17 protein-coding genes are annotated in these 14,567 nt (G+C 39.7%); 15 read left to right on the top strand and 2 right to left on the bottom strand.

All coding sequences use genetic code 11. The features are described from left to right. Positions 1-101 precede the first annotated feature (101 nt). The 6 genes from fadR to uvrC all read left to right on the top strand — a co-directional run bounded on the left by fadR (position 102) and on the right by uvrC (position 5,555). The gene (fadR, locus tag FPV17_RS14645; protein WP_144559335.1) at positions 102-701 is read left to right on the top strand and encodes a fatty acid metabolism transcriptional regulator FadR; all 600 of its coding nucleotides are present in this window, start codon (positions 102-104) and stop codon (positions 699-701) included. Positions 702-706: 5 nt separating this feature from the next. Further along, on the top strand, positions 707-1,477 hold the full coding sequence (locus FPV17_RS14640; protein WP_060703811.1) for an enoyl-CoA hydratase: 771 nt from the start codon (positions 707-709) through the stop codon (positions 1,475-1,477). 17 nt (positions 1,478-1,494) lie between these two features. Continuing rightward, entirely contained in the window at positions 1,495-2,265 is a 771-nt protein-coding gene (locus tag FPV17_RS14635) for an electron transfer flavoprotein subunit beta/FixA family protein (protein ID WP_144559334.1), read from the top strand. Positions 2,266-2,279: 14 nt separating this feature from the next. After that, positions 2,280-3,245 (top strand): electron transfer flavoprotein subunit alpha/FixB family protein, encoded by a 966-nt coding sequence (locus FPV17_RS14630; RefSeq protein ID WP_035397716.1) that lies wholly within the window; start codon positions 2,280-2,282, stop codon positions 3,243-3,245. A gap of 162 nt (positions 3,246-3,407) precedes the next feature. Further along, positions 3,408-3,722 (top strand): thioredoxin, encoded by a 315-nt coding sequence (trxA, locus tag FPV17_RS14625; protein ID WP_035397723.1) that lies wholly within the window; start codon positions 3,408-3,410, stop codon positions 3,720-3,722. 57 nt (positions 3,723-3,779) lie between these two features. Next, positions 3,780-5,555, top strand: a complete 1,776-nt coding sequence (gene uvrC / locus FPV17_RS14620) for an excinuclease ABC subunit UvrC (RefSeq protein WP_144559333.1) — start codon at positions 3,780-3,782, stop codon at positions 5,553-5,555. Between the two features lie 17 nt (positions 5,556-5,572). On the opposite strand, the gene FPV17_RS14615 is transcribed toward uvrC, so the two are convergent. Further along, positions 5,573-5,995, bottom strand: coding sequence for a YslB family protein (locus FPV17_RS14615; protein ID WP_246117042.1), 423 nt, complete (start codon positions 5,993-5,995; stop codon positions 5,573-5,575). A gap of 294 nt (positions 5,996-6,289) precedes the next feature. On the opposite strand from FPV17_RS14615, the gene FPV17_RS14610 reads away from it, so the two are divergent. The 4 genes from FPV17_RS14610 to FPV17_RS14595 are packed head-to-tail and all read left to right on the top strand — an operon-like array spanning position 6,290 to position 9,941. Continuing rightward, entirely contained in the window at positions 6,290-6,898 is a 609-nt protein-coding gene (locus tag FPV17_RS14610; RefSeq protein WP_035398131.1) for a succinate dehydrogenase cytochrome b558 subunit, read from the top strand. 32 nt (positions 6,899-6,930) lie between these two features. Then, a complete protein-coding gene (sdhA, locus tag FPV17_RS14605; RefSeq protein ID WP_144559332.1) occupies positions 6,931-8,697 on the top strand; it encodes a succinate dehydrogenase flavoprotein subunit in 1,767 nt (588 codons plus the stop codon). Further along, positions 8,694-9,443 carry a succinate dehydrogenase iron-sulfur subunit gene (gene sdhB / locus FPV17_RS14600; protein WP_060703812.1) on the top strand — a complete coding sequence of 250 codons (750 nt, stop codon included), beginning with the start codon at positions 8,694-8,696 and terminating at the stop codon, positions 9,441-9,443. Before sdhA ends, sdhB begins: the two co-directional genes overlap by 4 nt. A gap of 57 nt (positions 9,444-9,500) precedes the next feature. Next, positions 9,501-9,941 (top strand): acyl-CoA thioesterase, encoded by a 441-nt coding sequence (locus tag FPV17_RS14595; protein WP_035398133.1) that lies wholly within the window; start codon positions 9,501-9,503, stop codon positions 9,939-9,941. Between the two features lie 23 nt (positions 9,942-9,964). Here the strand turns inward: FPV17_RS14595 and FPV17_RS14590 are convergent, their stop codons facing one another. Then, positions 9,965-10,189, bottom strand: coding sequence for a helix-turn-helix domain-containing protein (locus tag FPV17_RS14590; protein WP_035398135.1), 225 nt, complete (start codon positions 10,187-10,189; stop codon positions 9,965-9,967). Between the two features lie 373 nt (positions 10,190-10,562). Here FPV17_RS14590 and FPV17_RS14585 point away from each other — a divergent pair, with 373 nt between their 5' ends. The 5 genes from FPV17_RS14585 to fdxA all read left to right on the top strand — a co-directional run bounded on the left by FPV17_RS14585 (position 10,563) and on the right by fdxA (position 14,451). Continuing rightward, positions 10,563-10,826, top strand: coding sequence for a phosphocarrier protein HPr (locus FPV17_RS14585; RefSeq protein WP_035398136.1), 264 nt, complete (start codon positions 10,563-10,565; stop codon positions 10,824-10,826). Further along, positions 10,826-12,541 (top strand): phosphoenolpyruvate--protein phosphotransferase, encoded by a 1,716-nt coding sequence (gene ptsP, locus FPV17_RS14580; protein ID WP_144559331.1) that lies wholly within the window; start codon positions 10,826-10,828, stop codon positions 12,539-12,541. The genes FPV17_RS14585 and ptsP overlap by 1 nt, the downstream gene beginning before the upstream one ends. 221 nt (positions 12,542-12,762) lie before the next feature. Continuing rightward, positions 12,763-13,230: a MarR family winged helix-turn-helix transcriptional regulator gene (locus FPV17_RS14575; protein WP_144559330.1), complete on the top strand. Its 468-nt coding sequence runs from the start codon at positions 12,763-12,765 to the stop codon at positions 13,228-13,230. A gap of 31 nt (positions 13,231-13,261) precedes the next feature. Continuing rightward, entirely contained in the window at positions 13,262-14,080 is an 819-nt protein-coding gene (racE, locus tag FPV17_RS14570; protein ID WP_144559329.1) for a glutamate racemase, read from the top strand. 131 nt (positions 14,081-14,211) lie between these two features. Beyond that, complete coding sequence (gene fdxA / locus FPV17_RS14565; RefSeq protein WP_035398139.1) at positions 14,212-14,451, top strand: 4Fe-4S ferredoxin; 240 nt, start codon at positions 14,212-14,214, stop codon at positions 14,449-14,451. Positions 14,452-14,567: the final 116 nt, after the last annotated feature.

The raw sequence follows: 14,567 nt of genomic DNA, 5'->3' as shown, positions 1-14,567 counted from the left end.
AGGCAAAGAAACCAGTTTCTTATTTGACAATCATCCTCTTATTTACTATAATAGTAATATGAATGAATACTCATTCATGATTGTGGCAAGGAGAGATTGTAGTGAGCAAACGTAAAGGTCAAAAATTCGATAAAATAATTGATGCAGCGGTATTAGTCATAGCTAAGCATGGGTTTCATCAAGCTCAAGTGTCAAAGATCGCAAAAGAAGCTGGTGTGGCAGATGGAACCATTTACTTATATTTTAAAAACAAAGAAGATATATTGATCTCCTTATTTCAAGAAAAAATGGGTTCTTTTGTTGAAACGAGCAAGTTGAAAATTAAACAAGAAAAAACCATTGAAGATAAATTAAAGGTGTTGATTTCGTCTCATTTTGCTCAATTGGAGAAAGATTATCACCTTGCTGTTGTCACTCAATTAGAGTTACGTCAGTCTAAAGTAGAATTGAGACAAAGAATAAATCAAGTTTTAAAAGGATATCTTCTCTTAATAGACGAAATAGTACAAGAGGGGAAAAAAATTGGTACCTTTCATGTCGAATTGGATCCTTTATTGGCGAGACAAATGATTTTTGGAACGCTTGATGAAGTCGTTTCAAACTGGGTTATGTCCGAAGGGAAATTTTCGTTAACAAACCAAACAAATACGGTTCAAGAAATGTTACTTCATGGCTTAACCGGTAAAGAGGAGAGGGGTTAGAGGAAATGGAGCATGTTAAGTGGAAGGTTGAAGATGGTGTAGCCATTGTTACACTAACTCGACCTCCAGCCAATGCGCTTTCACGTGGTGTAATGGCTGAGTTAAACGAGATTTTTGAAAACGTATACAAAGATCAGGAGATTAAAGCAGTGGTTCTTCATGGAGAGGGTCGCTTCTTCGCAGCTGGTGCTGATATTAAAGAATTTACAGAAGTAAAAGATGAACAGGAGTTTGCTCAATTAGGTCGGATTGGACAAGAAACGTTTACGAAAATTGAGCAATCCCCTAAACCAGTTATTGCTGCCATTCATGGTGCGGCTTTAGGTGGCGGTTTAGAGCTTGCGTTAGCCTGTCATATACGATTAGCTGCAAAAGGAACGAAGCTCGGGTTGCCTGAACTGAATTTAGGCCTAATTCCTGGATTTGGTGGAACACAGCGATTACCTAAACTCATTGGAAAAGCTAAAGCAACAGAGCTCATGCTTACAAGTGAACCAATTACAGCAGAAGAAGGCTACTTAGTTGGGCTAATTAATCATGTCTTACCTGAAGAAGACGTTCTTTCAGAAGCACGTTCAATGGCCAAGGTTATTGCAGGTAAGAGCCCTCTAACCGTTCAGAAAACCTTGGAATTAGTGGCATTTAGCGATAACAAGCTAGAAGCAGGGTTAGAGAAAGAGCGTGCCTCATTTGGAGAAGTGTTTAAACAAGAAGATCGGAACGAGGGTGTTCAAGCATTTTTAGAAAAGAGAAAGCCTGTATTTAAAGGGAATTAATAGAGGAGGGTTTATAGATGAATATTTTTGTTATTTTAAAGCGCACCTTTGACACAGAGGAAAAAATTACGATAACAAATGGAAAAGTCCAAGAAGATGGTGCAGAATTTATTATTAATCCTTATGATGAATACGCTGTAGAAGAAGCGCTCGTTCTTCGAGAAGCTCATGGTGGGGAAGTAACAGTTGTAACGGTAGGCGAAGAAGATGCGGAAAAACAACTTCGCACCGCATTAGCGATGGGGGCAGATAAAGCCGTGCTTCTTGACCGCGAAGAGGTTGAAGAGAGTGACCCCTATACCACAGCATCATTATTACACGCTTATTTTAAAGAGCAGGATTTCGATATTATACTAGCTGGAAATGTAGCCGTTGATGGTGGATCTGGCCAGGTTGGTCCAAGGCTTGCAGAACTATTAGATATTCCGCAAGTAACAACGATTACAAGTCTTTCCATTGATGGTCAAACCGCATCTATTGTTCGTGACGTGGAAGGAGACGAAGAAAAAGTAGAAGCGCAGCTGCCTTTGCTCGTAACGGCTCAACAAGGCTTAAACGAGCCACGCTACCCTTCTTTGCCGGGGATTATGAAAGCGAAGAAGAAGCCTCTAGAAACACTTGACCTTGATGATTTAGATGTGGATGAAGAGGATGTTGAAGCAAAAACGTCCGTTAGCGAAGTGTATTTACCACCTGAAAAACAAGCTGGTAAGAAATTAGAAGGCGAACCAAGCGAACAAGTGAAAGAACTTGTTTCATTATTACGATCAGAAGCGAAAGTGATATAAAAGGAGGCTTCATCATGAGTAGAAAAACACTTGTTCTTGCAGAGGCGAAAAATGGTGAGTTAAGAAACGTATCGTTTGAATCAATTGGAGCTGCACAACAAATTGCTGATGGAGGAGAGATCGTAGCAGTTTTAGCTGGCGATACGGTGAAGGATCTTGCGAAAACGTTGTTTGCATATGGAGCAGACCGTGTCATCGCAGTAGAGAATGAGGCACTTAAACACTACACGACCGATGGGTTTAAACAGGCATTTTTACAAGTGTTTGACAAAGAAAATCCAGATGCTGTGGTTCTTGGTCATACGTCTATAGGGAAAGACGTTTCTCCGCGACTCGCTGTGAAAATGGATGCGGCACTATTTTCAGACGTTGTTGCAATTGATGATCTGCACTTCACAAGACCGATATACTCTGGGAAGGCATTTGAAAAACGAACAACAGAAAGCGACAAAATGATTGTTACAATCCGTCCAAACAATATTTTGGCACTTGAAAAAGATGATACGAAAACAGGTGAAGTGGAAACACTAGCAGTTGATATTCGTGATTTACGCACAGTTGTAAAAGAAGTTGTAAAGAAAGCGACAGGCGGAGTGGATCTATCTGAAGCGAATGTCATTGTAGCAGGAGGACGAGGCGTTAAAAGTACTGACGGCTTTAAACCGTTAGAAGAATTAGCTGAGCTTCTTGGCGGTGCAATCGGGGCTTCTCGAGGTGCATGTGATGCTGAGTACTGTGATTATTCATTGCAGATTGGGCAAACAGGAAAAGTGGTAACACCTGATTTGTACTTTGCTATTGGTTTATCTGGAGCTATTCAACATTTGGCGGGTATGTCGAATTCAAAAGTCATTGTCGCTATTAATAAAGATCCGGAAGCACCCATTTTTGAGGTAGCTGACTACGGGATTGTTGGAGACTTGTTTGAAATAGTACCGCTTTTAACAGAAGAATTACGCAACGTATTGGTAACAAATTAAAGTTGTAAGCCATTTGCTTGAGCAAGTGGCTTTTCTTTTATAACTTTATCGTTTATCATAAATCAACAGTGGGCACTCTACATGATAGAGCAAATTATTTTCTTGCTTCAAATGGAAGTGTTATACTTAAAGCACGTTGTAATGGAAAGGGGATTTTTAAAAATGGCAATTGTAAACGCAACTGATCAAAACTTTACAGAAGAAACAAAAGACGGTGTTGTACTCGTTGATTTTTGGGCACCTTGGTGTGGACCTTGTAAGATGATTGCACCAGTTCTTGAAGAGTTAGATGGAGACCTTGGCGATAAAGCGAAAATCGTTAAAGTAGACGTTGACGAAAATCAAGAAACAGCTGGTAAATTTGGTGTGATGAGTATTCCAACTTTACTTGTTCTTAAAGACGGAGAAGTCGTTGACAAAGCTGTTGGCTTCCAACCAAAAGAAGCGCTAGCTGAACTTCTTAACAAACAAATGTAAGACGATCCGCCTTCTTTTAAAAGGGAGGCGGTTTTTTTACACATAGGAGGTCAATTTATGAATGATGCCATTCAAAATAAACTTCCGCTTCTTCCTGATAAACCTGGTTGTTATTTAATGAAAGATAGGCAAGGAACGATTATTTATGTAGGAAAAGCGAAAGTTCTCAAGAACCGTGTTCGCTCTTATTTTACTGGCAGCCACGATACCAAGACGCAGCGTTTAGTTACAGAAATTCATGATTTTGAATATATTGTCACCTCTACCAATATTGAAGCTTTAATTCTTGAATTGACATTAATTAAAAAGCATGATCCTAAATATAATGTGCTGTTAAAAGATGATAAAAGCTTTCCATATATAAAGATAACCAATGAAAAACATCCTCGCCTTGTCATTACGCGTCAAGTGAAAAAAGATGGCGGAAAGTACTTTGGACCGTATCCAAACGCAGGGGCTGCTTCTGACACAAAAAAGCTGTTAGATCGGTTGTATCCTCTACGAAAGTGCCGTAAGATGCCAGATAGCGTTTGTTTGTATTATCATATTGGTCAATGTTTAGCCCCGTGTGTGTATAACGTCACCGATAAACAAAACCAAGAAATGGTTCATGAAATTACTCGCTTTTTAAAGTATGGTCATACCGAAATAAAGGAAAGTCTTCAAGCGAAAATGACAGAAGCAGCAGAAAAGCTAGACTTTGAACGTGCCCAAGAACTAAGAGATACGTTGATTCAAATGGATAAAGTGATGGAAAAGCAAAAAATGTCCTTTTCAGATCAAACCGATCGAGATGTATTTGGGTTTTCATATGATAAGGGCTGGATGTGTGTACAAGTCTTTTTCGTGCGACAAGGGCGGTTAATTGAACGGGATGTCGCCATGTTTCCAATTTATCAAGAAGCATCTGAAGAGCTGCTCTCCTTCATTGCGCAGTTTTATTTAGAAAAAAACCATATTAAACCAAAAGAACTGTTTGTGTCTGAACATGTGGATGCAGAACTATTAACAGAGCTTTTGAACATAAAAGTCAGCCAACCAAAAAGAGGACAGAAGAAATCTCTCCTTGATCTAGCTGAAGAAAATGCAGCAATTGCATTAAAAGAGAAATTTTCGTTAATCGAGCGAGACGAAGAACGAACAATTAAAGCCGTTGAACGTCTAGGGAAAGCGATGAATATTTCAACACCTTACCGCATTGAAGCGTTTGATAATTCCAATATTCAAGGAGTAGATCCGGTCTCTGCGATGGTGACATTTATTGATGGGAAGCCGGCTCGAAAACATTATCGAAAGTATAAAATTAAGACAGTGGCAGGGCCCGATGATTATGGCTCCATGCGCGAAGTAGTGCGAAGACGTTATATACGGTTGCTTAAAGAAGAGGCGCCATTACCAGATTTAATTGTTATTGATGGGGGTACTGGTCAAATTACAGCAGCAAAAGAAGTCGTAGAGGATGAGTTAGGGCTGTCGATTCCTGTATGTGGTCTTGCAAAAGACGCGACTCACAAAACATCACAGCTCCTCATAGGTAGCCCACCTGAAGTAGTAACATTAAAGCGCGATAGCCATGAGTTCTATTTGCTACAGCGTATACAAGATGAAGTGCACCGATTTGCTATTACATTTCATCGCCAAACCCGTTCGAAGAGTTTTTTTCAATCTGCGCTTGACGACATCTCTGGTGTAGGCGAAAAACGTAAGCGAACGCTCTTAAAGGCGTTTGGCTCGATGAAGAAAATGCGCGAAGCGAGTATGGATCAATTGGCAGAGTATGTGCCAAGAAACGTAGCTAAGCAAATATATGAAAAACTGCAGTCAGAAAAGTAAACTGCAGTTTTTTCTAATTAAATGGCTACTGTGTCTTTATGGTCAAAATGAACGGTAAGGCGTATCGCTTTGCCTTTTTTTGTATAGGTCGCGGCGGTTGCAACGGCAAACTGGGTTTCAAGTGTTTCTGCTAGAAATCCTGCTTCTAATTGGTACGACCGTTCATCTTCTTTCGTCATCCATTCTCCGCTTAATTCATAGTACCACTCATTTTTCTTTTGTTTAACTAAGGAGAGGTCTCCCCAATACACTTGTTTAAAAAACGTATGTAGTTCTTCTATTTGTTCTAGCTTATACTTTCGTGCTAACGATTTTCCAACCCAATACAATAAGTGGTCATGCTCCTTGCCTAGAACAAGTTGAAGCACATCATTTCGGATTAATTCGTAGCCTTTTAATTGCTGGTTTGTTTCACTCATAACAGCACCCCATTGATTCAAAAAAATTGCTCCTTCTATAGTACAGTTCTTTGAATCATTTGTCAGCCTTTTTAAATGATCGATTGGACAGAAGATTCAAAACCCTTTTAAATCAATAAGAATTGAATCCGTTTTCTTGACTCAAAAAACCCCTAGGAGTAAAATGAAAGTGTTCTGTTTGTTTCATAGTTTTGTTGAATTTTTGTGAATAGGCAAGAAATGAAGCGGGAGGTACATGTATACGAAAGAGATAGAAATTGTCATTCATTTCTAAAAGGGGTAAGAAACTGGAAAACATTTGTGGAGGGAACGTGTATGCCGAGTAATTTAGAGTACTTTAATCGAAGACTGCATTCGTTATTAGGAGTTATTCCTATTGGTATCTTTTTAATTCAGCACTTTGTTATTAATCATTTTGCAACAAGAGGTCCAGAAGCTTTTAACCAAGCTGCACACTTTATGGAAAGCCTTCCATTTCGCTATGCACTTGAAATTTTTATTATCTTTTTACCAATTATGTTCCACGCAGTTTATGGCATTTTTATTGCTTTTAAAGGCAAAAGCAACACAAGCCGCTATGGATTTTTTAGAAACTGGATGTTCTTGTTACAACGTGTATCAGGCGTTTTCTTAGTGATCTTTATCGCTTGGCATGTCTGGGATACAAGAGTCCAAGCTATGTTTGGTCAAGAAGTAAATTACGAAATGATGGCAAATATCTTGCAAAACAATTGGATGTTTGCATTTTATATAGTGGGTATCGTGGCAGCAACCTTCCATTTTGCAAATGGATTATGGTCTTTCGCAGTATCGTGGGGAATTACCGTAACACCTAAGTCGCAAAAGATTATGACGTATGTATCGATCGTCGTTTTTATAGCACTTACATATGTAGGTGTTGCTTCAGCTCTAGCATTTGTGTAAATAAGACTTGCAACGTATAGGGAGTGGACGAAATGAGTAAAGGAAGAATAGCTGTAGTTGGCGGCGGTTTAGCTGGCTTGATGGCAGCCATAAAAATTGCTGAAAAAGGGGTTCCTGTTGATCTCTTTTCAATTGTACCAGTAAAACGTTCCCACTCTGTTTGTGCCCAAGGTGGTATTAATGGAGCGGTTAATACAAAAGGAGAAGGAGATTCTCCGGCACTACATTTTGATGATACGGTTTATGGAGGCGATTTCTTAGCAAACCAACCTCCAGTAAAAGCAATGGCAGACGCAGCACCGTCTATTATCCATTTGATGGACCGAATGGGCGTGATGTTTAATCGAACACCAGAGGGATTACTTGATTTCCGTCGTTTTGGTGGAACGCAGCATCACCGAACAGCCTTTGCTGGGGCAACAACTGGTCAGCAGTTACTTTATGCACTAGATGAACAAGTTCGACGTTATGAAGTACAAGGTCTCGTAACGAAATATGAAGGTTGGGAGTTTTTATCGGCCATTATTGATGACGGGGTTTGTCGCGGCTTAACGGCGCAAGAATTAAATTCTGCTGAAATTAGAAGTTTTCCAGCCGATGCAGTTATTATGGCAACAGGTGGACCAGGAATTATCTTCGGAAAATCTACGAATTCCATGATCAATACAGGCTATGCAGCAGCGAAGTTGTATGAGCAAGGTGTAGCGTATGCCAACGGTGAATTCATCCAAATTCATCCTACAGCGATTCCAGGAGACGACAAATTGCGTCTAATGAGTGAGTCAGCCCGTGGTGAGGGTGGACGAGTTTGGACTTATAAAGACGGAAAGCCTTGGTATTTCTTAGAAGAGAAATATCCAGCTTATGGAAACCTTGTTCCTCGTGATATTGCGACACGTGAGATCTTTCATGTATGTGTTGATGAAGGTCTTGGCATTAATGGGGAAAACATGGTTTATCTTGATCTTTCCCACAAGGATCCAAAAGAACTTGATATTAAACTAGGCGGCATCATTGAAATTTATGAAAAGTTCATGGGTGATGATCCTCGTAAAGTACCAATGAAAATTTTCCCTGCTGTTCACTATTCAATGGGTGGCATGTGGGTCGATTATGATCAAATGACAAATATTCCTGGACTATTCGCAGCTGGTGAGTGTGACTATTCTCAGCACGGAGCAAACCGTTTAGGTGCAAACTCATTGCTATCTGCTATTTACGGCGGTATGGTGGCAGGTCCAAAAGCGCTTGACTATATTAATGGATTAGATCAAGCAGCAGAAGACTTGTCCTCTTCTTTATTTGAAGGAGAAGTGAAAAAAGAACAAGATAAGTTTGAATCCATCCTAAAGATGGACGGTAAAGAAAATGCATACGTTCTTCATAAAGAGCTTGGTGAATGGATGACGGATAACGTAACCGTTGTTCGTTACAACGATAAGCTTTTAAAAACCGATGAAAAGATTCAAGAACTAATGGAGCGCTTTAAAAACATTAACATTAACGACACATCTCGCTGGTCGAACCAAGGGGCATCCTTTACGCGTCAATTAGAAGGAATGTTAAACCTTGCAAGGGTTATTACAATTGGTGCGTACAATCGTAATGAAAGTCGCGGGGCTCACTACAAACCAGACTTCCCTGAGCGTAACGATGAAGAGTTCTTAAAAACAACAAAAGCTTGGTATAATCCAGCAACAGGGGCTCCAGATTTTGAATATGAAGAAGTCGATACGTCACTTATTAAACCGCGTAAACGTGACTATACACAAAAAAGTAAAGGAGCTGCAGCGAAATGAGTGACATGATTACGATTATTATCTCAAGACAAGATGGTCCAGACGGTAGCGTATACGATGAAGAATTTAAACTTCCGTATCGGCCAAACCTTAACGTCATTTCTTGCTTGATGGAAATTCGACGTAACCCAGTTAACGCGAAAGGTGAGCGTACAACACCGGTAGCGTGGGATATGAACTGCTTAGAAGAAGTGTGTGGGGCATGTTCAATGGTCATTAACGGCAAACCACAGCAATCGTGTACAGCTTTAATTGATAAACTGGAACAGCCAATACGTTTAGAGCCAATGCGCACATTCCCGATCGTTCGTGATTTAATGGTAGACCGTAGCCGCATGTTTGACTCATTGAAGAAAGTAAAAGCGTGGATTCCGGTCGATGGTACGTATGATTTAGGTCCAGGGCCGAGAATGCCTGAGAAACGCCGTCAATGGGCATATGAACTCTCAAAATGTATGACATGTGGTGTTTGTTTAGAGTCTTGTCCGAATGTAAACTCAAAATCAGAGTTTATCGGTCCAGCCGCATTGTCACAAGTTCGTTTGTTTAATGCTCATCCAACTGGTGAAATGAATAAAGAAGAACGACTTGAAGCATTAATGGATGAAGGGGGACTGTTGAATTGTGGAAACTCACAAAACTGTGTGCAGTCTTGTCCAAAAGGAATTCCTTTGACAACATCCATTGCCTCGCTGAATCGTGCAACGGCGCTGCAATCCTTTAAAAATTTCTTTGGTAGTTATTAAAACTCGAAAAAGGCTGTCTTTTAGGCAGTCTTTTTTTTATCAAAAGGAGCGATACCTTTGCGGTTACCAGCATATATTGAAAATCTAGAAGACTGGAAAAAAGAATTTGATTTCTTTACAGACATCTCCGTTCGTTTTTCGGAAACAGATGCATTTGGACATGTGAATAACACCGTTGCTTTTATTTACTTTGAACAAGCGCGTTTAGCTTTTTTTGAAAGCAAAGGGTTAATGGAAGAATGGCTAAAAGGCAATGGATTAATGATTGTTACTGCAGACTTACAGTGTGATTATGTAGCACAAATGAAATATGGAGATCAGGTGAACGTTGGCGTGAAGATTCAGCAGCTAGGGACTTCGTCAATGGAACTTCATTATTTAGGCTTAGTAAATGATCAACCGACTTTGCTTGGCCGCGGTTCACTTGTCCAAATTGACGGAAAAACAGGGAAGGCATCTCCTTTTCAAGAATCCATTAAGCAAAAAATACGCATATAAAAAAAGCCCTTTGCAGGCTTTTTTTATATTTGAATTTCTCCAAGTCGAATAAGCTCAATTACTGCTTGAGAGCGCCCCTTTACTCCCAATTTCTGCATTGTGTTCGAAATGTGATTACGAACGGTTTTTTCGCTAATAAAAAGATGATTCGCTATTTCTTTTGTCGTTTGATCTTGGACAAGTAGTTCGAATACTTCGCGTTCCCTTTTTGTAAGCAAGGGTTTAGGTCCGAAGTCTGCTCCTTTCAATATGTTCACTCCTTCATGCCGGGCTAAGAGATGGCTATCGTAACCAGAAAGGCTTTAGTCAAAACAGTATATGTATAATGAATGGAAGATGTGAGCATTCATGAAAAAACTTCTAAAACAAGGTGTCGAAATACGCTTGTGAGCATTTGATGTCGGATTTAGTCTAAATACAAAGAAATAAGGATTCTTTTGTGTTGAAAGGGGAAATGGGGCATGCTATAATGACGATGTTTTAAACAAAGATCTAGCCTGAATGAGGTTTTAGATTTTTTAATGAAACATGATGTTAGTTATTGCTCATTCCGGGTATGGTTGAGAAAGATCAAAAAAATCGGACACAACTAAATTATTCTATAGAAAAGAGGAACTTATTATGCCAGAAAAAACGTTTAAAATTACAGCGGAAACAGGAATTCATGCTCGTCCAGCAACACAGCTTGTGAACAAAGCAGGTCAATTCTCTTCAGATATTACGTTAGAGTACAAAGGAAAGTCTGTAAACTTAAAATCCATTATGGGTGTTATGTCATTAGGTGTTGGACAAGGCGCTGATGTAACAATTAAAGCAGAAGGTTCGGACGCTGATGAAGCATTAGCAGCAATTGAAGAAGTTGTAAAAGAGGGATTAGGAGAATAATGAGTAACACACTAACAGGAATCGCTGCTTCTGCAGGAATCGCGATTGCTAAAGCTTTTGTTCATGAAGAACCTGACTTTACGGTTAAGCAAAAAGAAGCATCGAACAAAGAGAAAGAAGTAGAACGTTTAACGGAAGCGTTAGCACAATCTACGAAAGAACTAGAAGAAATTAAACAAAAGGCATTAAAAGAACTTGGCGAAGATAAAGCTGAGATTTTCTCTGCCCACTTACTTGTATTAAGTGACCCTGAATTAATTGATTCTGTAAAGGGAAAAATTAATGATGATGGAGATACAGCTGAATATGCATTAAACGAAGTAGCTAATATGTTTATTTCCATGTTCGAAAACATGGATAATGCATATATGCAAGAACGTGCTGCTGATATTCGTGATGTATCTCGTCGTGTATTAGGGCACTTAATGGGCATTCAAGTAGTATCATTAGCAGCAATCGCCGAAGATACTGTTATTATTGCACATGATTTAACGCCTTCTGATACAGCGCAATTAAACCCAGCTGTCATTAAAGGTTTTGCCACAGATATTGGTGGCCGTACATCACATTCTGCTATTATGTCTCGTTCTTTAGAGATTCCAGCAGTTGTTGGAACAAAACAAGCGACGAAAACGATTGCCAATGGCGATATGATTATCGTTGATGGTATTGATGGCGATGTTTTAATTAACCCATCAGAAGAGGAACTTACTACTTACAAGCAAAAACAACAACAGTTTGCTGAACAAAAAGCGGAATGGGCTAAGCTTGTTAATGAACAAACAGTCACAAAAGACGGTGTTCATGTTGAATTAGCAGCTAATATTGGAACTCCTCAAGACTTAGACGGTGTACTTGCAAATGGTGCAGAAGGCATTGGTCTTTATCGTACAGAATTTCTTTATATGGGAAGAACAGAGCTTCCTAGTGAAGAAGAACAGTTTGAAGCGTATAAAGAAGTGGTTGAACGAATGGAAGGCAAGCCTGTTGTGATCCGTACACTCGACATTGGTGGCGATAAGGAGCTTCCGTACCTTGATTTACCAGAAGAAATGAACCCGTTTTTAGGTTTCCGTGCGATTCGTCTTTGTTTAGAAAAACAAGATATGTTTCGTGACCAATTACGTGCGCTTTTAAGAGCTAGTGCATACGGAAATTTAAAAATTATGTTCCCAATGATTGCGACAATCGAAGAACTTCGTGAAGCAAAAGAAATTTTAGCTGATGAGAAAGAAAAGCTAAAAGCAGACGGTGTAACGGTTTCAGAGGAACTGGAAGTAGGAATCATGGTAGAAATCCCTTCCACTGCTGTAGCGGCACCACAATTTGCAAAAGAAGTTGATTTCTTTAGTATTGGAACTAATGACTTAATTCAGTACACAATGGCAGCGGATCGCATGAATGAACGTGTGTCCTATCTCTATCAACCGTATCACCCTGCTGTGCTAAGGCTAATTGATATGGTTATTAAGGCAGCCCATGCAGAAAACAAATGGGTAGGTATGTGTGGGGAGATGGCAGGAGATGAGATTGCCATTCCATTGTTACTTGGTCTTGGATTAGACGAATTTAGTATGAGTGCGACATCTGTTTTACCAGCGCGTAGTCAGCTAAGTAAGCTTTCTAAAGAAGAGTTAAGTACTTTTGCTCAAAACGCTTTGCTTGAGAGTACATCAGAAGCGGTGGAAACGTTAGTTAAAAAGCATTATCAATAAAAAGGCTGTTAAATTAGCTGATATAGGTCAAAAAGGATTGGGAGAATGATAACGCATTCTCTCAATTTTTTTAATTACGCGTGTTGTACAGTCTGGTTATTTAAAGGAATGTAGTGAAACTGCCTTTAAATTGTTGGAAGTACTGGTTGCGGTAATAGGAAATAGTTAGGTACAATGAGAATAAAAGAGGTACGGTTTGATTAATTGCGGAGGTGTTTTGGTTGGAAAAAACGTATGAGGTATCCTATCGCCAGTTTGAGGATATTGAAAAGTCTCTACGAAAAGTAGCAGATTTAGTGAGGCAAAAAGGAAGGGAGATTTTAACGCATTTTCCCATTACTCCGCCACAATTTGTCGCGCTCCAATGGCTCAATGAATATGGTGATATGACCATAGGTGAACTTTCTGATCGCATGCATCTCGCTTGTAGTACGACAACCGATTTAATCGATCGTATGGAAAAAAATGAGCTCGTGTCAAGAGTTAAAGATGAATCCGACCGTCGTGTCGTCCGAATACATTTAAAGACAAAAGGTCAAGAGATCATTTTAGAAGTGATAAAAAAGCGTCAGCATTATTTAGCTGAAATGCTCGAAGATTTTTCATGTGAACAAGTTAACATACTTGAAGAAAACTTGAGCATGCTGTTAGAAACAATGAAGACGAAACGAGAAATTCGGTCAGAATAGTGTAAGATCGTTTTATTGAGGAGAGAACTTTATGGATAAACCGATCGGGGTTATTGACTCGGGGTATGGCGGATTAACGGTTGCTACGGAACTAATGCGTCAATTGCCGAAGGAAGCTATTTACTATGTAGGCGATTCAAAACGTTGCCCTTACGGACCGAGATCCGTTGAAGAGGTACGGCGCTATACGTGGGAAATGATTGACCACTTATTGACATTTGAAGTGAAGATGATCGTCATTGCCTGTAATACAGCTACAGCTGTTGTGTTGCATGAAGCAAGGCAACAGTTAGACATTCCTGTAGTGGGTGTTATTCAACCAGGCGCTATTACCGCTATGAAAGTGACGAACAATCAACAGATAGCCGTGATTGGAACAACTGGAACAATAAAGAGTCAAGCGTACTCTCTAGCTCTTTCGTCCATAAGTGAAGACGTACAGGTAGAAAGTCTAGCTTGTCCATTATTTGTTCCACTCGTTGAACAGGGGATCATCGCTGGCGAAGAGGCGGAGTTAATCGTAAAAGAATCGTTAGAACCACTACAAAATGGGACGTATGACACGTTGATTTTAGGGTGCACACACTATCCACTGTTAAAGCCCATCATTGAACACAATCTACCTTCTCACGTTACAGTTATTTCTTCTGGAGAGGAAACGGCTAGAGAAGTGAGTAGTGTGCTGTTCCATCAATCGTTAAACCGAACAGCTGGTCAAACGCCACAGCACAGATTCTTTACTACAGGCGCAGCGAAGCCGTTTGAAGCGTTTGCTCGAGATCGGTTTAACTTGATATCGGCTCAAATCGAGTCCATTACACTCGACCACCGTTTAAAAGTAGAGCGATAGGGTATAAATAAGGAAAGATTTTGAGTGAAATGCTTTAAGTTTTTCGGAATCGAGTGTATGCTAGTACTATAATGAACTACAAAATTTGAAGTAAACAAGCTTCGGTTTTATACAAAGGAGTGTAACAAAGAATGGCTTTTGTAATTTTAAGTCCATGTATTGGTGAAAAAGCGGGAGAATGTGTTGATGTTTGTCCTGTAGATTGTATTGAAGAGGGAGAAGATCAATACTACATTAATCCGGATATTTGTATCGATTGTGGTGCTTGCCAAGGAGTTTGCCCGGTAGATGCGATTGTTGAGGAGTACGAAATGGCACCTGAAGACGAAAAATACTTAAAGAAAGCTGAAGCATTTTTCGGCGTTGAATAAATACATTCAATAGATGCTGTCCTGTAAGGTTGCTTACTAAACCTTGACGGGGCAGCTTTTTTTTGCAAGCTAGACATTTGGTGATATTTTTGTATAATATGGAGTGGAATAAAAGT

The sequence above is a fragment of the Shouchella miscanthi genome (assembly GCF_007725405.1).
GTDB lineage: Bacteria > Bacillota > Bacilli > Bacillales > Bacillaceae_D > Shouchella > Shouchella hunanensis.
Note: the sequence above shows the minus strand (reverse complement) of the source record. Positions and strands in the feature narration are given on the sequence as shown.